Genomic DNA, 18,421 nt, shown 5'->3' on the forward strand with positions numbered 1-18,421 from the left:
GAATCAGCAGGAGATCTCATGCGCGCGAAATGTATGTGGACGGCGGCCGTCTTCGGTCTCGTCCTTGCGACGCCGGCTGCCGCTCAGCAATGCGGCGGCGACTTTTCGACCTGGCTCAACGGCGTGAAGCGGGAGGCGGCCGCCGCTGGCGTGTCCGATCGGGGCCTTTCCGCCCTTTCCGGTGTGCAGCTCGATCGGCGGGTCATTTCGCGCGATCGCGCGCAGGGCGTGTTCACTCAGACTTTTGCCGAATTCGCGGGCCGTATGGTCAACGATTATCGGCTGAAGAACGGACGCTCGCTTCTCAACAAATATGCCTCGACCTTCTCGCGCATCGAGCAGCAATACGGCGTTCCAGGACCGGTGATTTCGGCGTTCTGGGCGCTGGAGACGGATTTCGGCGCCAATCAGGGCGATTTCGATACGCTCAACGCGCTTGCCACGCTTGCGCATGATTGCCGAAGGCCGGAGCTTTTCAGGCCGCAGCTCATCGCCGCCTTGAAGCTCCTCGATCGCGGCGACCTTGCACGCTCGGAGATGAAGGGTGCCTGGGCGGGTGAGCTCGGCCAGACGCAGATCCTGCCTTCGGATTATCTCGCCTCCGGCGTCGACTTCGACGGCGACGGACATGTGAACCTGAAGAAGAGCGTTCCCGACGTGCTCGCGACCGCCGGCAATTTCCTGAACCGCCTCGGCTGGCGTGCGAACGAGCCGTGGCTGCAGGAGGTCGTGATTCCGGCCGATCTGCCTTGGGCGGAGGCCGGGCTCTACAACAAAGTGCCGGTGAGCAAGTGGGAATCCTGGGGCGTGAAGGCGCGTTCGGGCAATCTTCCGGGCGGTTCTTTGCCCGCCTCTTTGGTCCTGCCGATGGGACGCAACGGGCCAGCCTTCCTCGCCTATCCGAACTTCCATGTCTTCCTGGAATGGAACCAGTCGCTCGTTTACGCCACCACGGCCGCTTATCTCGCGACGCGTCTCGATGGGGCTCCGCGTGCGGATATGGGCAATGCCTCCTCCGGTCTGTCGTCTGCGCAGATGAAGCAGCTGCAACAGGCGCTTCTCGACAAGGGTTATCAGGTCGGAAAGGTCGATGGCATTCTGGGCGCGATGACGCGTGACGCCGTGCGCTCCGAACAGCTGCGCCTCGGCCTGCCTGCCGATGCCTGGCCGACAGAAGAGCTGCTCGCCAAGATTCGCTAGATGTGAGCGTTCGCTGTCCGGATGATGGCCTGAGTGCTGTCGCGGCGAAACAAACCCTTCATGATCTCAAGGCTAAACGACCTCCGCAGGGATGCGCGAAGGGGGCCGTTTGGCCGCGAGAGTGTTGGGGAGAGCGCCAGTTGCCAGAATACCGGGTCGCACAGGTGTGCTTTTCAGAGGGTGGCAAGGCCTATCCCGTCAATTCCAAATACGCCGTGGAACCCGGTCAGTTTGTGATCGTCCGGGTGGAGGGGAAGTTTACGCCTCTCCAGAAGGCGAAGGTCGTCTCGGTCGATTACTGGAAGGGTGCCTGCAAGCACAGCGTCGTATGTCGGGCCGAGCGCGCCGAAGAATACGGAAGCGGCCCTGAGGGCGTTGCAACCGAGGAGGATCTCGATCGCTTTCTTCTCGGCTTTATGCGGATGACGAAATGCGCTGTCGTTCGAGAGATGCCTCAATCCCAACGACAATATGAACCGCATCCGCGCTGGGATGTTGCGTATTATTCCGAGAGATCTTTTCAAAGCGTGCGCCCGGATGGCTACGGCACGGCCGGAAAGCTCGTGATCATCGGTCGTGGCGAGCTCTGTTACCGGGCGCCCGATGACGGGCAACACATCTGGATGGCCGATGGCGCGCTTCTCGCAGACAAGGTCGGGGCTTTGCCGCTTCCCATCCGTGACGGCAACGTTTACCGCCGGGCAGCGGAGAACGCTGAGTGGCCGCTCGCCGTCGATCTGCGTCCCGCTGACCGGAGCCTTGCCGACATCAAGTCCGTCATTGGCGGCAACGGATATCTGTCCGACGATGTGTATCTCTGATCGCCAGGCGCGGGGCCGACACCGCGCCCGATAAGGGGCGTTCATTTCCGACGGGAAGGCCGACCTCGATTAAAAGCGTTCGAGCGCCTTTGCTACATCGTCTGCCAATTCGTCGCTCGGGCGCTTGCCGGAAAGACGGAGAACGGGCGCGGACTGCGCGCTCAACCACCGCTCGTGCTGCGCGATGTTGCGGCCCGTAAACGAGGGGTCGTCATAGCGTGAAGCCCAATCTCGGAATGCCAGATGCGCTTCGTGCATGTCTCCGCCCGGCAGGATGCGTGCGCCATGTCGCTCAGCTTCGCGCTGATCCAGACGTTGGAGTCGAATGCTGGTGGGTGTCTTCAGAAACACGATGAGATCGACGTCGTGGATCAAGGCATCACCCCATCCGATGAATGACCCCGTCAAGATCCATCCCTGAGAAGCGGCCTGTCTTTCCTGGATAAGGCGCACACGATCTTCCGCGGGGCGTTTCGTGCTGAAAGGAGGATCGGTCGGCATCCAGTAGAAGTCGTCGACATCGAGATGCGGAACACCGAACCGCCCGGCCAGGAGAATCCCAAGCGTTGAAACGCCAGAGCATGATGCCCCCGTCAGGTACAACCGCGGTCTATCCATCTGACTGTCGCCCCAAACGAAAGCGGGGCTTTTATCGTGGCGGGCGCCCGTGCTCAATGATGGAGAGCTCCGCATAATTCACGCTCGGACGAACAACCGCAGGCTTTAGTCTCGGAAGGCGTTGATCGCAGCTTCTGCCGTGCTATTGCGTGAAACCTTGAAAATCGAACTCTTTGGCAGGACGTTCGATGTGCCCGCCTTGGGGGGCGGCGGCAAATTTGCCGGCATCGGGTCTGCCACGGGGCAATAAGGCAGATTTCCTTTCTCTCAATCTTGAAAGGCGTTCATATGCAGACCCTCAAAGCTCTTGCTTTGGCCGCGCTCGCACTCGGCATTGCCGGCGCCGCGACCTTCGAGGAAGCCAAGGCGCAGGACACGAAGACCGTCGCCATCACCTATATCGTCGAGCATCCGGCTCTCGATGCCGTGCGCAAGGGGATCATCGAAGGTCTCGCCGAGCGCGGTTACAAGGAAGGTGAAAACCTCAAAATCGTTTCGCGCTCGGCTCAGGGCAATATGGCGACGCAGGCGCAGATCGCGTCGGAATTTGCCGGGCTGGAGCCCGATCTCGCCGTCGGCATTTCGACCCCCTCCGCCCAGGCCGTCAAACACGCGCTCAAGAACACGCCGGTGATCTTTGCCGCCGTCACCGATCCGGTCGGTGCGGGCCTTGTGGAAAGCCGCGAAAAGCCGGGTGGTCTCGTCACGGGAACAAGCGACCAGCAGCCTTACGAGCCGATGCTCGAGCTCATCAAAGAGCTGATGCCCGACGCCACGAAACTCGGGGTCATCTACAATCCCGGTGAGGCCAATGCGGCCAAACAGGTGGAAGATCTCAAGACCGCGGTCGAGCCTTTCGGCATGACGCTCGTCGAGGCGCCTGCGGCGCAGTCGACGCTCGTCGCCGACGCTGCGCGCAGCCTTGTCGGCCGCGCGGACGCCGTGCTCTTGCCGGTCGACAACACGGTCGTCTCGGTGCTTGAAGGCGTCGTCACGGTCGGCGAACGGGCCGGTCTGCCGGTGTTTGCTTCCGACGTCGATTCCGTCAATCGCGGCGCCATCGCCGCCCTCGGCTTCGACTATTACAAGATGGGCGTCCTGTCCGGCGAAATGGCGGCCGATATCCTGGAAGGCAAGTCGCCGGCCGATATCCCGGTTGCCGTCTCCGACAGCCAGGACCTTTATCTCAACGCCAGCTCGGCCGAGAAGATGGGCGTCACCCTTCCTGACGACATGCTTGCCAAGGCGAAGAAGGTCGTTCGCTAATTATGAGTCTTTTCGCCTTTGCTGGCGCCCTTGAATCGGGACTTCTGTTTTCGCTCGTCGCGCTCGGGGTGTTTCTCTCGTTCCGCGTGCTCGACTTTCCCGATTTGACGGTCGACGGCAGTTTTCCGCTCGGAGCGGCGGTCGCAGCTGCCGCTCTCGCCTCCGGTGTCGATCCGTTTCTTGCAACCGGGCTTGCGATCGTCGCAGGCTGGGGGGCAGGGCTCGTGACAGCGCTTCTCAACGTGCGCTTCGGCATTATGAACCTTCTGTCCGGCATCCTGACGATGGTGGCGCTTTTCTCCATCAATCTCAGGATCATGGGCGGGCCGAACGTGCCCCTCTACAATGTCGATACGGTGTTCGACGTGGCGCAATCCTGGTTCGATTTCGGGCTTTGGACAAATACGGTCCTGATTGCGATCGTGGCTTTTGCGGCCAAGTTCCTCGTTGACTGGTTCTTGAAGACCGAGCTGGGGCTCGCCTTGCGTGCGTCCGGTGAGAACCCGGCCATGGCGGAGGCGCAGGGAATTGCGGTTGGGCGCATGGCGCTCGTCGGCATGGCGATCAGCAACGGCCTCGTCGCGCTTGCCGGCGCCCTTTTCGCGCAGCTGCAAGGCGTGGCGGACGTCTCCATGGGTATCGGCACGATCGTGACCGGCCTTGCCGCCCTCATCATCGGCGAGGCGATCCTCGGCCGGCGCATGGTCTTCGTCGCCACGCTCGGCTGCATCGTCGGCGCGCTCGTCTATCGTCTCTTCATTGCCCTGTCGCTCAGTGCCGGTTTCATCGGCATCCAGCCGCAGGACCTCAATCTCGTGACGGCGATCGTCGTTGCGATCGCGGTCGTCCTGTCCAAAGGGCGCGCACAAAGAAACCGTCGCAGGGCCGGCATGACGCCACGCCGTGCGGCCGCCGCCAAGAGGGCCGGCTGATGCTGTCCTTGAATAACATCCACGTCACCTTCAATGCCGGCACGCCGACGGAGGTGAGGGCGCTCAGCGACATCAACCTCAAGATCGCGGATGGTGAGTTCGTCACCGTCATCGGGTCGAACGGTGCCGGCAAATCGACGCTTCTGTCGGTCGTCGTCGGAACGGTGAAGCCTGAACGCGGCAGCGTGCATCTCGATGGCGAGGACGTCACCGCATGGTCTCCGCACCGGCGGGCGATGCATGTCGGCCGGGTCTTTCAGGAGCCGCGGCTCGGCACCTGCTCGTCTCTGTCGATCGAGGAGAACCTTGCGCTCGCGGCTGCGCGCGGCAAAAGCCGGGGTTTGAAGGGCGCGCTCGGCACCCGGCAGAACCGCAAATGGCTCGCCGACCAGGTGGCGAAGCTCGAGATCGGGCTGGAAGACCGCATGACGCAGCCGGTCGGCACCCTGTCGGGCGGGCAGCGCCAGGCGATCAGCCTGTTGATGGCGACGCTTCTGCCGATGAAGATCCTCGTTCTTGACGAGCACACCGCCGCCCTCGATCCGGGTGCTGCGGCAAAAGTCCTGGCGCTGTCCACAGAGATCGCCGAGACGCGCAAACTCACCACCTTGATGGTGACGCATTCGATGCGCGATGCGCTGGCCGTCGGCCACCGCACCATCATGATGGATTCCGGCCGCATCGTCCTCGACTTCACCGAAGAGGAGCGAGCGAAACTCACCGTTCAGGATCTCTCAAGCCTGTTCGGGCGTGCGATCGGCAAGCAGCTCGACGACGACAAGCTGATGCTCGCGTAAGAGTTTTTCACAGGCTGTGAAGAACGGCCTGTGGAGAGCGGTGGAGCGGCGTGAACAAGGCGTGGATTGCCTGTGCACGCATTGTGGACGAGTTGTCGATAAGTTTGCGGCTGAGTGGAGAGCTCAGTCGGCCATCGTCTCGATCGCGGCAAAACCTTCCGGCTTGTCGCCTTCGTCGAAGGGGGTTTTCACTTCCACGACCGTATCGGGATAAAAGCCGTTGAAGCGGCTTCGAAGCGACAGAGAATAGGCGCCGATATGGCCGATCTCGATCCAGTCGCCGGTGTCGACCGTCTCCGGCAGCCAGAAGGGGCGCGAGAGGATATCGACCGAATCGCAGGTGGCGCCGCAAACCTTGAAGGGCACGATCTCGTGCGGATTGCCGGAGCGGCGCTTGCGGGCCGGATCGGGAATGAAGCGGGCGGGAAGGGTGATCTTGCCCGTCCAGGAATCTGAGAGCGAAGCCCAGATGCCGTCGTTGATGTAGATGCGCTTGCCCTTTTTCAGGAGCACGCGGACGATCAGCGAAATGGAGCGGGCGACGATGACGCGACCCGGCTCGGCAATGAGGGGCAGGTCGGCAAAGCCCCATTCCGTCAGGTCTTTTCGAAGCCGCGCCATGATCTCGTCGCGGTCCGGCATGATGCGCTTCTTGCGGCGCGGATCGTAGCCGTAGGGCGCCGGAAATCCGCCGCCGACATCGAGCGCCGTCAGCTCGACACCGGAGCGGGCACGCACCCAATCGGCGGAGCCGAGGGCGCGCTCGTAGATTTCCGGGTCTTCGATCTGGCTGCCGACATGGAAACAAAGGGCGGGCTTGAACCCGATGCCGGCGATGCGCTGCAAAAGCTCCACCGCATGGGCGGGGGTGGCGCCGAACTTCTTCGACAATTCGTAGGTTGCCGAACCCTTGGTCTGCAGGCGCACGAACAAGGTCAGATCTGCCGGATCGAAATCGAGCGCCCGCACGATCCGCAGAATTTTTGCGACCTCGTCCTCATGATCGAGAGAGAGGGTGCGGATGCCGTAGCTTTCGAGCGCCAGGCGAATATCCGACTGCGCCTTCACCGGGTGCATGTAGAGGAGTTCGGCGTTGGGCGAGGCTTCGCGCGCAGCCGCAAACTCGGCGGGACTGGCGACGTCGAAGGTTTTCACGCCGGCATCGGCGATGGCCTTGAGAACGAAGGGCTCGCCATTGGTTTTGACGGCATAGGCCGTCTTGCCAGGGAACGCCTGCGCAAAATGCGCAACGTCCTCGGCGAGGACCTGTGGATGGAAACAATAGACCGGAACATCCGGCCGCATCTCCAGCGCAGCCTCGCGTGCGTCGGTGAAAGTTTTGATCGTTTTGGCCCCGTCGTCTTCAGGAATCGCCGTTGGCGGTGTTTAGCAGGACAGGGCGGCCGGGCGAAGACCCGGCGTCATATTATCCGCTGCGTCTTCTCCGCTTCGGCGCACGGTCTCGATCGGCCTTAGCGCAGCTCGTCCATATCGTGGGTGCGGGGTCTGCGCCTTGCGCCGGCGATGGCCAATGCCGGGCGGGGGGCCGGGCGCGGAGACAGAGACGGGAGCGCCATCAGGCGCAGCCGCCGGCGTCGTTTTGGGCCGATCGGCGGTTCATCGCGCTCGTCTGCCGACAGAAGGACGCCGCTTGCGGTCACCGCGCCACCGAACGTCAGAGCAAAGAAAGCAGCGAGAAGGCTGAGCGGCAGAAGGGGCGTGGAGGAGTGAGAGATCAACGTCCACAAGCCGCCGGTGTCGAATCCCAGCAGCACCGCCAGAAACAACCAGCCGACGAGGGCGCCGAGGGCAATGTGCACGAACAGGAAGCGCAAAAGATGGGGCACGGTCGCGTCCTCCGTAAAAGCAGAACTCTATAATACTTCTAAGTTGATATCTAGGCACGAAAACGGCGCTGGAAAGCAGTTCTCGGACCCTTGCCGGGGCGAGCGCGCAAAAAAAATCTATGTCGGCTTAAGGGGATTGTCGCGTCGCAACACGCCTAAGCAGCTGGTATTTATGATAAAAAACTCCTGCGGCGACCTGCCGCATGAAGAGAACAATGCGTCGCAATGACGAAAATCGTTCCTGTCAGCAATGTTTGGCGTTAGACTTTAGGCGTAAAAGATGCGGGAGGATGCCATGAACCTGGCGAAATCAATCAACATGATCGCCTTGATATCTGCCTTTGTCTTTATCTGCGCGATTGTGCTGGGCGCGGTGTGATATCGGCGACGTTCAACTCTTCTTCGGCTGCGCGGCGGGATCATGCCGCGCAGCATGTCCTTTCCCCTTCGAAAACCCCTGCCGCCTGCAAGACCGCTGAGACGAGGCGGTGCTGGTTCATCGTGTAGATGTGAAAACCGGAGACGCCGCGTTGCGCGAGATCGTCGATCTGGCGTGCGGCGAGGTCGACCGCGGCTTCGAAATGCGCCTCACCTGAAAGCTCCGATAGCGGCAGAAGATGCGGCGGGATGCGCGCGCCGCAGCGGCCGGCAAAGGAATGCACGGCGGCGAAACGGTGCACCGGCAGGATGCCCGGCACGATCGGGATCGTGATGCCGGCCGCCGCAACCTTCTCCACGTAACGTTCGTAATCGTCGTTGTCGTAGAAGAACTGCGTGAGGGCGCGTGTCGCGCCGGCATCGACTTTGCGCTTCAGAATGTCGATCTCGGTGTCCCAGTCGGGGCTTTCCGGATGGCGCTCCGGATAGGCGCTGACGGAGATCTCAAAATCGTCGATGCGTCGCAGCCCGCGGATCAGGTCGGCCGTATCGGTATAACCTTGCGGATGCGGCGCATAGGGCGTGCCGGGCCCCTCGGGCGGGTCGCCGCGCAGCGCCACAAAATGCCTGACGCCGAAGGTCTCAAAGGTTGCGATCGCCTCATTCGTGGCGGAGCAGGCGGCAGCGACGCAGGTGAGATGCGCAGCCGTCGGCAGGCCGATTTCCTGCGTCAGCATCTCCACCGCCGCGAAAGAACGATCCTTCGACGAGCCGCCGGCGCCATAGGTGACGGAGACGAAATCCGGCGCAAAGGCCTTCAGCCGCTCTGCCGTGTCTTTGAAGGCGGCGAATTGCTCGGGCTTTTTGGGCGGAAAGAACTCGAATGAGAGCTCAAGCCTTTCAGGCCCGACGGCGTGGTGTGCTGCAAGCGTCATGCGAGCGCTCCTTCGTGGAGGGGTTCCGCCTCTTCGTCGGCTTCGGCCTTGAAGGCTGTCGCGATGGTGACCGTCAAATGCTCGTCCTCCTTGGTCGGAGAATCGGGGGCGAGGTGCTGGATGGAAAATTGCTTGAGGGCGGTGGCCGACAGCCATTGCGTCAGCTGCTCGTCGGAAAAGCCGAGCCTCAGATGCGCATGCTTCTGGCGCAGGAATTCCAGATGATGGGGCGCGAAGTCGACGACGAGCAGCATCCCACCCGGCGCCAGGACTCGAGCCGCCTCTGCCAGCGCTGCCCGCGGTTCTTCCAGAAAGTGCAGAACCTGATGGATGACGACGACGTCAAAGGACGCGCGCGGCAGGGGAAGGTTGAGCGCGTCGCCGCTGCGCAACCGCACATGCGAGAGACCAGCGCGTTCAAGGCTCGTCCTGGCAAGCGCGAGCATCTGCGGCGATCGATCGATGCCCGTCAGCCGCTCGGCGCAATCGGCGAGGAGTTCGAGCATGCGGCCGGTGCCGGTGCCAATGTCGAGCAGGGAGCGATAATGGTGGCCGCTGAGAGCCGCGCGGATTGCCGCCTCGACCTCCTTTTCCGGCACGTGCAGGGAGCGCAGCCGATCCCATTCCTCGGCATGGCGCGCAAAATAGAGTTCTGCCGTTTCCTGATTGCGGCGGCGGATGAGTTCCAATCTGTCGCGATCGCGGCGCAAATCCGTCTCGTTGCGCAACGGATCTGTCTGCATGGCAGCAAGGGCCGCTCGCGCCAATGCTGCCGCTTCGCCATCGGAGGCCAGCCGGTAATAGACATGCGCGCCTTCCGGCAGCCGGCGAATGATGTCAGCCTCGGTCAAAATTTTCAGATGCCGGGAGATCCGCGGCTGCGACTGTCCGAGGATTTCGACGAGCTCCTTGACGGGACGCTCGCCCTCGGCAAGCAGCGCCACAAGGCGAAGCCGGGTTTCGTCGGCAAGCGCCTGGGCGGCGCGCATGAGCTTCGTCAGGCCCATCGAGACCTCTTTCAAAAAGATATAAAGATAACATTATATCTTTTTCCTGGATGGTGCAACGGGCGGTGTCCCAATGCCGGGCGGAGCCGATCGTCGCGTCGCGCCCGCCCTATCGCCTCATGGTCTCATCGCCTTGTGCTTGCGACGCTCTCACGCTTGAACCGCGCCGCCACCTTCGCCTTAACTCCTTCGAGAGGAGAAGGCGCATGGCGGAAGACAGGACGGATTTCGGGCCAGCAGGTTCTGGCTCGCGGCAGGAAAAGCCGGATGTCGGGGCCCGCTCGTGGGAAAACCCGACGCGGGAGGGTGAGATCGCACTCGGCTTCGATCCCGGGAAGCAAGCGCCCGATGCCGGCGTCGTCTATATCGGTCATGCCAGGACGCCGTGGACGGAACGCGGCGAATGTCCGCGCAACATCCGCCAGGCGCGGGAGCGAGCCGAGAGCGAGCCGCATCTGCGCTTTTTCCTTCAAATCGACGAACCCTATCGGCCAGGACTTGCCGATTATCGCCCGGGCCAGGCGGCCTTCGTCCTCATGTGGATGGACGGTGCGCGACGCGATCTGATCGTCCAGGCACCGAAGCACCGCGAGCGGCCGGCCGGTGTCTTCTCTTTGCGTTCGCCAGTGCGGCCCAATCCGATCGGGCTGTCGCTCGTCTCTATTGCGGAGGTCGACCAGGAGAGCGGCGTCATTCTCGTCGATGCCCTCGACTGTCTCGATGGCACGCCGATCATCGATTTGAAGCCCTGGACCCAGACGGCGGACATTCCGGCAGCACGCTGAATTTTGGCTCGCACCCCAAGGTTTCCGCGGCCGTGCCCAAGGTGAGGGCCGGTCGTGTTGCCGCAGGCCTTGAAACCGCCGTCTTCGGCATCCATATGGTTGGCATCTGAGGGGCGGCTTCTGGGCTGCCCGCGCCGCAAGCCCCGCGAAAGCCGGGCGGCGCATACTCCCAATCAATCCATCACATCGCTGAACGCAGCCGCGGAGCGCGGCGCGAAAGTGAGTCAAAGGACACCCGAATTATGCACACAGGCAACGTTGTCTGGTTCGACACCCGCAGAGGCTTCGGCTTCATTCGCCCCGATGAGGGCGCCGACATTTTCGTTCATCGTACCGCGTTGGAGCGCGCCGGGCTGGCGACGCTTCAGCCCGACCAGATCGTCTTCTTCGACGTCGAGATGCGCGATGGCGCTCCGACGGCGACGGATCTGACCGCCCTCAATTGAGGGCGGGCCCCGGTCTCGGGGACACGAACACTTTCCATGGACGGGCCGCCGCGTGCGGCCCGTTTCGATTCCGGCTGCCTCGTTCGGCCAGGCGTCAGCCGCGAAGCCCTTCGATATAGGCCGTGAGGTCGCGGATTTCCTGCCGCGTCAGGCTCATATCCGGCATCACCGGATGCGGATCGGCGAGAAAGGCTGCAAGCGCGGAGATCCCGTTCCGGTATTTTTGCCCAATCGCGGCGAAGCTCGGGGCCGCGGGCGTGGCGCTCGTCTGCGTCTCCGAGACGACGTGGCAGGTGGCACACCATTTCTCGGCGATCGCCCTTCCCTCCTGCGGATCTCCGGCCGCGAGGGCAGGCGGGGCGAGAGATACGAATATCGCGCAAGCGCAGATCGAGCGATGGAGGGGCAAGGACATGGAGGCCTCCGAAGAGTTTCTTGGCACCGTGCGCATGTTAAACCGCAGATCGGCGTTCTTCAGCGGACGCTTCGCCGCTTGCCCGTCTCGCCGACACCCGGCCAGGGCCTAGATAGGCGCTGTCATGGAGGTCCTGGAGCATGTCTTTCAATCGGAGGCGTTGAAGCTGGCGCTCTACGTGCCTGCCGACAGGACGCTCTACATCGCCTTCCATACGGGCCGCATTTACCGCTACGACGACATCCCCGAAGCGGTCTTCACCGGGCTCACGGAGGCGCAGTCGGCGGGCGTTTATTTCAATGCTGTCGTTCGTCATTATTCGTATCGGGAGGTGGAGACGACGTCTCTGCAGCGCTAGGGGACGGGCGCGGCCGTGGCTTCAGCGTGAGCGAGCCGGTATATTCCAGCGCCGTCCGGTCCTTCAGGTTGAGAATATAACGGATGGTCCCGCCGCCGCTCAGCCCGCGATATTTGCCGGTGCCATCGATGGCGGCCCATTCGCCGCCGCGCTCTCCGTCCGAGGTCCAGGAGAGCCACCAGAGATCGCGGTCATGGTCGATGGTCGTGCAGATCCCGGCCCCAAATGGCGCCTCGCCTTCGGCGGTGTAGAGGGTGCCCACACAATCCTGAGCGCTCAAATGCAGCGGGCTCGCCTCCTTCTTGTCCTTGACGATGCCTTTCTGGACGATGGTGGTGAGGCGGCGCCCGTCGCCGAGCCGCGTCTGCCGGTTGGTCGTCGTGTAGACGACGGTGCCGTCTGTCTCCAGCGCGGGGACTTGCGCCTGGGCTGCCGTGGGCGCAATCACCGTCAACACCAGCACAAAAATGGCGGCTCGCATGAGATCTGCCTCCCCCCGGTACGGTCTCGACCAAAGCGCAGGATGAGGCAGCTTATGGTTGCAGGCAAGCCGGCTGTTGCGAAGAGCCGCGCGAGCCCTTTGCCTCCGCTTTTCGTCCGCCGCTCAGCGGTTGAAAAACCACAGGATGAGCGACAGGACGAGGCTTACGATCACCATCGTGGTGATCGGAAAATAGAACGAGACATTTTCCCGCTCGACCGCGATGTCGCCGGGCAGGCGGAAGAGGTCGAGCTTTGAGACGAGCGGCCAGAGGAGGCCCGCCGCGACGAGGGCGAGCCCAATGACGATCAGTGTCTTCGACATGGTTTGTCTCGGCTCTCACGCGGTGTGCGTCAGCTCTTTTCGAATTCGAGCGCGGCCGAATTCATGCAATAGCGCAGACCCGTCGGTCGTGGCCCGTCGGGGAAGACGTGACCGAGATGGCTGTCGCAGCGGGCACAGCGTGTCTCAATGCGGCGCATGCCGTGGGAATTGTCCTCGATCTCGCGCACATGTTCTGGATCGACGGGCTCGTAGAAGCTCGGCCAGCCGGTGCCGGATTCGAATTTCGTCACCGAGCGGAAGAGCGGCAGGCTGCAGAGCTTGCAAGTGTAGACGCCATCTTCTTTGTTGGTGAGAAGACCGCCGCAGAAGGGCGTCTCCGTGCCGTGGTCGAGCATGATGTGGCGCTCTTCCGGCGTCAGCTTTTCAGCGAGCCTGTCGCGTTCGGCGCCGCGGATCGGCGTCAGATCGTAGCCGGATTGCGAGACATGGCGGCCATCGGTCTTGGCGGCGGTGTCGGTCATGAGAATTCTCCCTGTTTCAAAAGGCATATAGGGAGCGATTGCCGGCTGCGAAGACGGTACCCGGCGATCGGCTGCATCTTCTGGTCATGAGGATGGTCGATGTGCGTGTCGATCAGCGCCGGTCCTGCGGGGGGAGGAGAGGCGCCTGGCGGCGGGAACGAACCCTGTGCGCCCTGCATTGTGGCACGGAACATAAGACGGAGAACGAAATGGCTGAAAGCTCGGGCGGCAACACCTTCCTCGCCTTCATCGTCGGGGCGCTTCTCGTCCTCGTCGTCATCCTCTTCCTGGCACTCGGCGGCGTGAACCTCTTCACCGGTGGTGGCGGCGGTGGGCCAGACGTGAACGTCGACATCCAGGCGCCTGCGCCGGGTGGTGGCGATGGCGGTGGCAACTGAGCAGGTCGCAAGGTTTTCTCTCAAGACGGCGCGGAGGATTTCCGCGCCGTCCGTGCATGAGCGTCAGGCTGCCCCAAAACCCCCGCCGGTCGGGGTGGTGACGATCACCGCTTCGCCGGCCTTCAGGAGGGTCTGATCGGCGCCTTCGAGTTCTTCGAGGCTTCCGTCGAGGCGGCGGACTTCGGTTTTGCCGACATGTCCGGCCTCGCCACCCTTGAGCCCGTGCGGGGCAACTTTTCGGTGGGAGGAAAGGATGGCGCAGTCCATTTCTTCCAGGAAGCGGATGGTGCGGCGCGTGCCTGATCCGGCGGAAAACGCGCCGCGGCCGCCCGAGCCGTGGCGGATGTGGAAATCCTCAAGCAGCACCGGATAGCGCATCTCCAGAACTTCCGGATCGGTGAGCCGCGAATTGGTCATGTGCACATGGACGCCATCGGTGCCGTGGAAGCCGGTGCCGTCATTCATTGTGCCGGCCGGTGAGCCCGAACAGATCGTCTCGTAATATTGATAGGTGGCGTTGCCGAAGGTGAGGTTGTTCATCGTGCCTTCGGAGGCGGCCATGGCGCCGAGCGCGCCGAAGAGGGCGTTCGTCACCTGCTGGCTCGTCTCGACATTGCCGGCGACGACGGCGCGGGGATATTCCGGCGACAGCATCGAACCTTTCGGCAGCACGATCTCGATCGGCTCCAGGCAGCCGGCATTCATCGGGATGTCGGCCTCCACCATGACGCGGAAGGCATAAAGCACGGCCGCGCGCGTCACAGGGGCAGGGGCGTTGAAGTTGTTCTCCTTCGCCTCAGACGTGCCGGTGAAGTCGACCTTGGCGGAACGGTTCTCCTTGTCGACGGTGATCGCGACCTTGATCACGGCGCCCTGGTCGGTTTCGACGGAGAATTCCGAATCCTTCAGGCTCTCGATGACGCGGCGGACGCTTTCGGCCGCATTGTCGCGAACATGGCGCATATAGGCCTGGACGACGTCGAGGCCGAACTCCGCCACCATCTTGCGCATCTCTGCCACGCCCTTTTCGTTGGCAGCAATCTGCGCCTTCAGATCGGCGATGTTCTGGTCCGGGTTGCGGCAGGGATAGCGATGGTCGGTCAACAGCTCGCGGAGCGCATCTTCGCGGAATCGGCCCTGATCGACGAGTTTGAAATTGTCGATCAGAACGCCTTCCTCGTCGACATTCGTTGCTCGCGGCGTCATGGAGCCCGGCGCCACGCCGCCGACATCGGCATGGTGCCCGCGCGAGGCGACCCAGAAGAGGATCTGGTTGCGCGCCTCGTCTCCCGATTCGGCGAAGACCGGCGTGACGACGGTGATGTCGGGCAGATGCGTGCCGCCGTTGTAGGGGGCGTTGAGGGCGTAGACGTCGCCGGGTCGAATGTCCGGATTCTTCTCGCGCACCGTCTCCACCGAGCGGTCCATGGAGCCCAAATGCACCGGCATGTGCGGGGCGTTGGCAACGAGCGTACCGTTCGGTCCGAAGACGGCGCACGAGAAATCGAGCCGTTCCTTGATGTTCACGGAATAGGCGGTGTTCTGCAGCGTCACGCCCATCTGCTCGGCGATCGACATGAAGAGGTTGTTGAAGATCTCCAAGAGCACCGGATCGGCCTTGGTGCCGATCGCGTGGTCGCGCGCCATCGCTTCGGTGCGCGTCAGGATGACGTGGTTTTTCGCCGTGATCTCCGCCGACCAGCCGGGCTCGATGACGATCGTCTGGTGATCCTCGATGATGAGGGCCGGGCCCTTCAGACGAGCGCCGGGGAAGAGCTCGGCGCGCTGCGCAATCGCCGCGTCGTGCCAGGCTCCGGCCGAAAAGAAGCGGATGGTGGTTTGCGGCTGTATGTCCTCAGAGGTTGTGTCCGTTTCCGGCTCGTCGATGTCGGCGCCGCCGCCGACGGCCTCCACTTCCACCTGCTCGGCGATCAAAGGCTTGTCGTCGTAGATGAAGCCGAACTGGGCGCGGTGGGCGTCTTCGAAGTCGGATCGCATTTCGGCCGCCCTGCCGAAAGGCACGGGGATCGGCGTGTCGGTACCCTCGTAGCGCAGATGCGCCTTGGCGATAATCGTGATGGCTGAATCGCTTATCGCCTGGTCTTGAAGCTCTCTACGCGCCTCTTCCTCAAGTTCTGATTCAACGCGTTGAAGTTCTGATTCAGCGTCCGCTGCAAGCGGCAGGACCGTGGCGCGGCTTTTGTTGGCGCGCACATCGGCGAGGCCCATGCCGTAGGCGGAGAGGACGCCCGAAAGCGGGTGGATATGCACCTTCTGCATGCCGAGCCGGTCGGCGATCTGGCAGGCGTGCTGGCCGCCGGCGCCGCCGAAGCAGGAGAGCGCGTAATGGGTGACGTCGTGGCCGCGCTCGACGGAGATCTTCTTGATGGCGTTCGCCATGTTTTCGACGGCGATCTTGAGGAAGCCGTCGGCGATCTCCTCAGGCGTTCGGTGCCTGCCGTTCTCGTCTGGTCCGATCTCCTCCGCGAGCGCTTCGAACCCCTGTTTCACCGCCTCGATATCGAGCGGTTCGTCCTGGTTCGGGCCAAAGATCGCCGGGAAATTCTCCGCCCGGATTTTTCCGGCCATGATGTTGGCGTCGGTGACGGTGAGGGGGCCGCCGCGGCGGTAGGCGGCTGGTCCGGGATCGGCACCGGCGGAGGCGGGCCCGACCTGAAAGCGGCCCGAGGCGTAAGAGAGGATCGAGCCGCCGCCGGCGGCCACCGTGTGGATGCGCATCATCGGGGCGCGCATTCTGACCCCCGCCACTTCCGTCTCGAAGGCGCGTTCGAGATCGCCCGCATAATGCGAGACGTCCGTGGAGGTGCCGCCCATGTCGAAGCCGATGATCTTGTCGAGCCCGGCCATCTTCGCGGTCTCGGTCGCGCCAACGACGCCGGCGGCGGGGCCTGACAGGATCGCGTCCTTGCCGGCGAAGAGTTCGGCCGCCGTCAGGCCTCCCGAAGACATCATGAACATGAGGCGCGGCGCATCGGGATCATGCGGCTCGGCGGGATCGGCCGTTTCCTTGATGCCGAGATCGCGGGCGACGCGGGCGATGTAGCGGGCGAGGATCGGCGAGAGATAAGCGTCGACCACTGTGGTGTCGCCGCGGCCGACGAGCTTTACGAGGGGCGAGGTTTCGTGGCTGACGGAAACCTGGGTGAAGCCCATGTCGCGGGCGATTTTCGCCACGGTCGCCTCGTGCTCGGGGTATTTCCAGGCATGCATGAAGACGATCGCCAGCGCGTCGAAGCCGTCGTCCTTCAAGGCCCGAAGCGTTGTGCGGATCGCCGCCTCGTCGGGCGCCGCCTCGACCGTGCCGTCGGCACGCACGCGCTCGTCGACCTCCTCGACGCGATCATAGAGGAGGTCCGGAAGGATGATCTTCTTGGCGAAAATATCGGGCCGCGCCTGGTAGCCGATACGAAGCGCGTCGCGGAAACCTCTGGTGATCAAAAGCGCGGTGCGCTCGCCCTTGCGCTCCAGAAGCGCATTGGTGGCGACCGTCGTGCCCATTTTGACGGCGCCGATCTTCTCCGAGGGCATCGTCTCGCCCGCCGGAACCTCAAGAAAGCGGCGGATCGCTTCGATCGCCGCATCGTCATAGGCGCCGGGATTTTCCGACAGAAGCTTCATGGCGGAGAGGGTGCCCGCGGGATTGCGGGCCACCACATCGGTGAAGGTGCCGCCCCGGTCGATCCAGAAGTCCCATTTCCTGCCGGCTTCCGATTGTGTCACGATCGTCTCTCCCGTCGCACGATTGGCTATCGGAAGCATGTCGGGAAGAAAACGTCAACACAACGTTGACAAATCGTCGGGGTGCGAACAGTCTCGGCGCAGCTGCGGGACGCCGGCTCGGGCTCTCGCGAAAACCAAGAGGGAGAGCATCGATGTACAAGACATTTCTGGGGGCGCTCGCGGCCGCCGGCTTCACGGTCACGGGCTTCGCGCTGACGGCAGCGCAGGCGCAGACCGCCTGGGACATGCCGACACCTTATGGCGACAGCAATTTCCACACCCAGAACATCGCCCAGTTCGCCGAGGACGTGAAAGAGGCGACGGGCGGCGATCTCACCATCACCGTCCATTCGGCGGGATCGCTTTTCAAGCATCCGGAGATCAAGGATGCGGTGCGCAAGGGATTGGTGCCGATCGGCGAGGTGCTCGTCTCGCGGCTGTCGAACGAAGATCCGATCTTTGGGCTCGATTCGGTGCCCTTCGTGGCGACGAGCTATGACGACGCCAAGAAGCTCTACGACGCGCAGAAGCCGGAGCTTGAAAAGGTGCTCGACCAGCAGGGCCTGACGCTTCTCTATTCGGTGCCGTGGCCGCCGCAGGGCCTTTACACCATCAAGGAAGTGATGAAGGTCGAAGACCTCGCCGGCCTTAAGATGCGTGCTTACAACGCTGCGACAGAGCGGCTTGCCCAGCTTGCGGGCGCGGTGCCGACGCAGGTCGAAGTGCCCGATCTGCCCACCGCCTTTTCCACGGGCCGCGTGGAAGCGATGGTGACCTCGCCCTCGACAGGCGCCAATTCCAAGGCCTGGGATTACGTCAAAATCTATACGAACACGCAGGCCTGGCTGCCGAAGAACATGGTCTTTGTGAACAAGCGGGCCTTCGAGAGCCTGCCGGAGGAAGACCAGAAGGCCGTGATGGAAGCGGCGGCGGCTGCTGAGACGCGTGGCTGGGAGGCCTCCAAGACGGAGACTGAGGAGAAGACCCAGGAGCTCAAGGACAACGGCATGACGGTCGCTGAGCCGACCGACGAGCTGATGAGCGGTCTGAAGAAGATCGGCGAGACGATGGCCTCGGAATGGGGCGAGGAAGCGGGTGAACCCGGCAAGGCCGTCCTGGAAGACTACAAGAGCATGTGAGGCAACGCGGCCGGCTCAGATCTGAGCCGGCCGCTCCCGTTTGAGCGGAGG

Annotated in this window: 20 protein-coding genes; 10 read left to right on the plus strand and 10 right to left on the minus strand. The window is 63.1% G+C overall.

Features of this window, described 5'->3' with window-relative positions; genetic code table 11:
* Positions 1-18: 18 nt before the first annotated feature.
* Together J2R99_RS12425 and J2R99_RS12430 are read left to right on the plus strand one after the other, a co-directional pair.
* Positions 19-1,200 carry a lytic murein transglycosylase gene (locus tag J2R99_RS12425; protein ID WP_307154783.1) on the plus strand — a complete coding sequence of 394 codons (1,182 nt, stop codon included), beginning with the start codon at positions 19-21 and terminating at the stop codon, positions 1,198-1,200.
* Positions 1,201-1,340: 140 nt separating this feature from the next.
* The gene (locus J2R99_RS12430) at positions 1,341-2,021 is read left to right on the plus strand and encodes a hypothetical protein (RefSeq protein ID WP_307154784.1); all 681 of its coding nucleotides are present in this window, start codon (positions 1,341-1,343) and stop codon (positions 2,019-2,021) included.
* A gap of 69 nt (positions 2,022-2,090) precedes the next feature.
* On the opposite strand, the gene J2R99_RS12435 is transcribed toward J2R99_RS12430, so the two are convergent.
* Positions 2,091-2,714 (minus strand): ATP-binding protein, encoded by a 624-nt coding sequence (locus J2R99_RS12435; RefSeq protein WP_307154785.1) that lies wholly within the window; start codon positions 2,712-2,714, stop codon positions 2,091-2,093.
* Positions 2,715-2,927: 213 nt separating this feature from the next.
* Here J2R99_RS12435 and J2R99_RS12440 point away from each other — a divergent pair, with 213 nt between their 5' ends.
* Genes J2R99_RS12440 through J2R99_RS12450 form a run of 3 tightly spaced genes read left to right on the plus strand, consistent with a single transcriptional unit; the run spans position 2,928 to position 5,634 of the window.
* Entirely contained in the window at positions 2,928-3,905 is a 978-nt protein-coding gene (locus J2R99_RS12440) for an ABC transporter substrate-binding protein (RefSeq protein ID WP_307154786.1), read from the plus strand.
* A gap of 2 nt (positions 3,906-3,907) precedes the next feature.
* A complete protein-coding gene (locus tag J2R99_RS12445; protein WP_234628484.1) occupies positions 3,908-4,837 on the plus strand; it encodes an ABC transporter permease in 930 nt (309 codons plus the stop codon).
* A complete protein-coding gene (locus J2R99_RS12450) occupies positions 4,837-5,634 on the plus strand; it encodes an ABC transporter ATP-binding protein (protein WP_234628483.1) in 798 nt (265 codons plus the stop codon). Before J2R99_RS12445 ends, J2R99_RS12450 begins: the two co-directional genes overlap by 1 nt.
* A 123-nt stretch (positions 5,635-5,757) precedes the next feature.
* Here J2R99_RS12450 and J2R99_RS12455 read toward each other — a convergent pair whose 3' ends face one another.
* The 4 genes from J2R99_RS12455 to J2R99_RS12470 form a co-directional block, all read right to left on the minus strand.
* On the minus strand, positions 5,758-6,939 hold the full coding sequence (locus J2R99_RS12455; RefSeq protein ID WP_370872359.1) for an alanine racemase: 1,182 nt from the start codon (positions 6,937-6,939) through the stop codon (positions 5,758-5,760).
* 167 nt (positions 6,940-7,106) lie between these two features.
* Positions 7,107-7,481, minus strand: coding sequence for a hypothetical protein (locus J2R99_RS12460; protein ID WP_307154787.1), 375 nt, complete (start codon positions 7,479-7,481; stop codon positions 7,107-7,109).
* 419 nt (positions 7,482-7,900) lie between these two features.
* The gene (gene metF, locus J2R99_RS12465; RefSeq protein ID WP_307154788.1) at positions 7,901-8,794 is read right to left on the minus strand and encodes a methylenetetrahydrofolate reductase [NAD(P)H]; all 894 of its coding nucleotides are present in this window, start codon (positions 8,792-8,794) and stop codon (positions 7,901-7,903) included.
* Positions 8,791-9,801 carry an ArsR/SmtB family transcription factor gene (locus J2R99_RS12470; protein ID WP_307154789.1) on the minus strand — a complete coding sequence of 337 codons (1,011 nt, stop codon included), beginning with the start codon at positions 9,799-9,801 and terminating at the stop codon, positions 8,791-8,793. Before J2R99_RS12470 ends, metF begins: the two co-directional genes overlap by 4 nt.
* Before the next feature lie 206 nt (positions 9,802-10,007).
* Between J2R99_RS12470 and J2R99_RS12475 the strand changes: the two genes are divergently transcribed.
* Positions 10,008-10,586 carry a TrmO family methyltransferase domain-containing protein gene (locus J2R99_RS12475; protein ID WP_307154790.1) on the plus strand — a complete coding sequence of 193 codons (579 nt, stop codon included), beginning with the start codon at positions 10,008-10,010 and terminating at the stop codon, positions 10,584-10,586.
* Positions 10,587-10,828: 242 nt separating this feature from the next.
* Entirely contained in the window at positions 10,829-11,032 is a 204-nt protein-coding gene (locus J2R99_RS12480) for a cold-shock protein (protein ID WP_092810980.1), read from the plus strand.
* 94 nt (positions 11,033-11,126) lie between these two features.
* Here the strand turns inward: J2R99_RS12480 and J2R99_RS12485 are convergent, their stop codons facing one another.
* Entirely contained in the window at positions 11,127-11,447 is a 321-nt protein-coding gene (locus J2R99_RS12485) for a c-type cytochrome (protein ID WP_307154791.1), read from the minus strand.
* Between the two features lie 124 nt (positions 11,448-11,571).
* Between J2R99_RS12485 and J2R99_RS12490 the strand changes: the two genes are divergently transcribed.
* Positions 11,572-11,805, plus strand: a complete 234-nt coding sequence (locus J2R99_RS12490; RefSeq protein ID WP_307154792.1) for a KTSC domain-containing protein — start codon at positions 11,572-11,574, stop codon at positions 11,803-11,805.
* On the opposite strand, the gene J2R99_RS12495 is transcribed toward J2R99_RS12490, so the two are convergent.
* The 3 genes from J2R99_RS12495 to msrB all read right to left on the minus strand — a co-directional run bounded on the left by J2R99_RS12495 (position 11,744) and on the right by msrB (position 13,092).
* Positions 11,744-12,286 carry a hypothetical protein gene (locus J2R99_RS12495; protein WP_307154793.1) on the minus strand — a complete coding sequence of 181 codons (543 nt, stop codon included), beginning with the start codon at positions 12,284-12,286 and terminating at the stop codon, positions 11,744-11,746. The genes J2R99_RS12490 and J2R99_RS12495 overlap by 62 nt on opposite strands.
* A gap of 123 nt (positions 12,287-12,409) precedes the next feature.
* Positions 12,410-12,610: a DUF2905 domain-containing protein gene (locus J2R99_RS12500; RefSeq protein WP_307154794.1), complete on the minus strand. Its 201-nt coding sequence runs from the start codon at positions 12,608-12,610 to the stop codon at positions 12,410-12,412.
* Between the two features lie 29 nt (positions 12,611-12,639).
* Positions 12,640-13,092, minus strand: coding sequence for a peptide-methionine (R)-S-oxide reductase MsrB (gene msrB, locus J2R99_RS12505; protein ID WP_307154795.1), 453 nt, complete (start codon positions 13,090-13,092; stop codon positions 12,640-12,642).
* Positions 13,093-13,301: 209 nt separating this feature from the next.
* On the opposite strand from msrB, the gene J2R99_RS12510 reads away from it, so the two are divergent.
* Positions 13,302-13,490, plus strand: a complete 189-nt coding sequence (locus tag J2R99_RS12510) for a hypothetical protein (RefSeq protein WP_128291516.1) — start codon at positions 13,302-13,304, stop codon at positions 13,488-13,490.
* Positions 13,491-13,553: 63 nt separating this feature from the next.
* Here J2R99_RS12510 and J2R99_RS12515 read toward each other — a convergent pair whose 3' ends face one another.
* Positions 13,554-17,270, minus strand: a complete 3,717-nt coding sequence (locus tag J2R99_RS12515; RefSeq protein ID WP_370872360.1) for a hydantoinase B/oxoprolinase family protein — start codon at positions 17,268-17,270, stop codon at positions 13,554-13,556.
* 113 nt (positions 17,271-17,383) lie between these two features.
* On the opposite strand from J2R99_RS12515, the gene J2R99_RS12520 reads away from it, so the two are divergent.
* A complete protein-coding gene (locus tag J2R99_RS12520) occupies positions 17,384-18,370 on the plus strand; it encodes a TRAP transporter substrate-binding protein (protein ID WP_307154797.1) in 987 nt (328 codons plus the stop codon).
* Positions 18,371-18,421: the final 51 nt, after the last annotated feature.

This window comes from Rhodopseudomonas julia (genome assembly GCF_030813515.1).
GTDB lineage: Bacteria > Pseudomonadota > Alphaproteobacteria > Rhizobiales > Afifellaceae > Afifella > Afifella julia.

Coding starts and splice junctions, on each gene's coding strand:
- J2R99_RS12425 (WP_307154783.1), top strand. CDS start 19: ATGCGCGCGAAATGTATGTGGACGGCGGCCGTCTTCGGTCTCGTCCTT.
- J2R99_RS12435 (WP_307154785.1), bottom strand. CDS start 2,714: ATGCGGAGCTCTCCATCATTGAGCACGGGCGCCCGCCACGATAAAAGC.
- J2R99_RS12440 (WP_307154786.1), top strand. CDS start 2,928: ATGCAGACCCTCAAAGCTCTTGCTTTGGCCGCGCTCGCACTCGGCATT.
- J2R99_RS12445 (WP_234628484.1), top strand. CDS start 3,908: ATGAGTCTTTTCGCCTTTGCTGGCGCCCTTGAATCGGGACTTCTGTTT.
- J2R99_RS12450 (WP_234628483.1), top strand. CDS start 4,837: ATGCTGTCCTTGAATAACATCCACGTCACCTTCAATGCCGGCACGCCG.
- J2R99_RS12455 (WP_370872359.1), bottom strand. CDS start 6,939: ATGCGGCCGGATGTTCCGGTCTATTGTTTCCATCCACAGGTCCTCGCC.
- metF (WP_307154788.1), bottom strand. CDS start 8,794: ATGACGCTTGCAGCACACCACGCCGTCGGGCCTGAAAGGCTTGAGCTC.
- J2R99_RS12470 (WP_307154789.1), bottom strand. CDS start 9,801: ATGGGCCTGACGAAGCTCATGCGCGCCGCCCAGGCGCTTGCCGACGAA.
- J2R99_RS12475 (WP_307154790.1), top strand. CDS start 10,008: ATGGCGGAAGACAGGACGGATTTCGGGCCAGCAGGTTCTGGCTCGCGG.
- J2R99_RS12480 (WP_092810980.1), top strand. CDS start 10,829: ATGCACACAGGCAACGTTGTCTGGTTCGACACCCGCAGAGGCTTCGGC.
- J2R99_RS12485 (WP_307154791.1), bottom strand. CDS start 11,447: ATGTCCTTGCCCCTCCATCGCTCGATCTGCGCTTGCGCGATATTCGTA.
- J2R99_RS12490 (WP_307154792.1), top strand. CDS start 11,572: ATGGAGGTCCTGGAGCATGTCTTTCAATCGGAGGCGTTGAAGCTGGCG.
- J2R99_RS12495 (WP_307154793.1), bottom strand. CDS start 12,286: ATGCGAGCCGCCATTTTTGTGCTGGTGTTGACGGTGATTGCGCCCACG.
- J2R99_RS12500 (WP_307154794.1), bottom strand. CDS start 12,610: ATGTCGAAGACACTGATCGTCATTGGGCTCGCCCTCGTCGCGGCGGGC.
- msrB (WP_307154795.1), bottom strand. CDS start 13,092: ATGACCGACACCGCCGCCAAGACCGATGGCCGCCATGTCTCGCAATCC.
- J2R99_RS12510 (WP_128291516.1), top strand. CDS start 13,302: ATGGCTGAAAGCTCGGGCGGCAACACCTTCCTCGCCTTCATCGTCGGG.
- J2R99_RS12515 (WP_370872360.1), bottom strand. CDS start 17,270: ATGCTTCCGATAGCCAATCGTGCGACGGGAGAGACGATCGTGACACAA.
- J2R99_RS12520 (WP_307154797.1), top strand. CDS start 17,384: ATGTACAAGACATTTCTGGGGGCGCTCGCGGCCGCCGGCTTCACGGTC.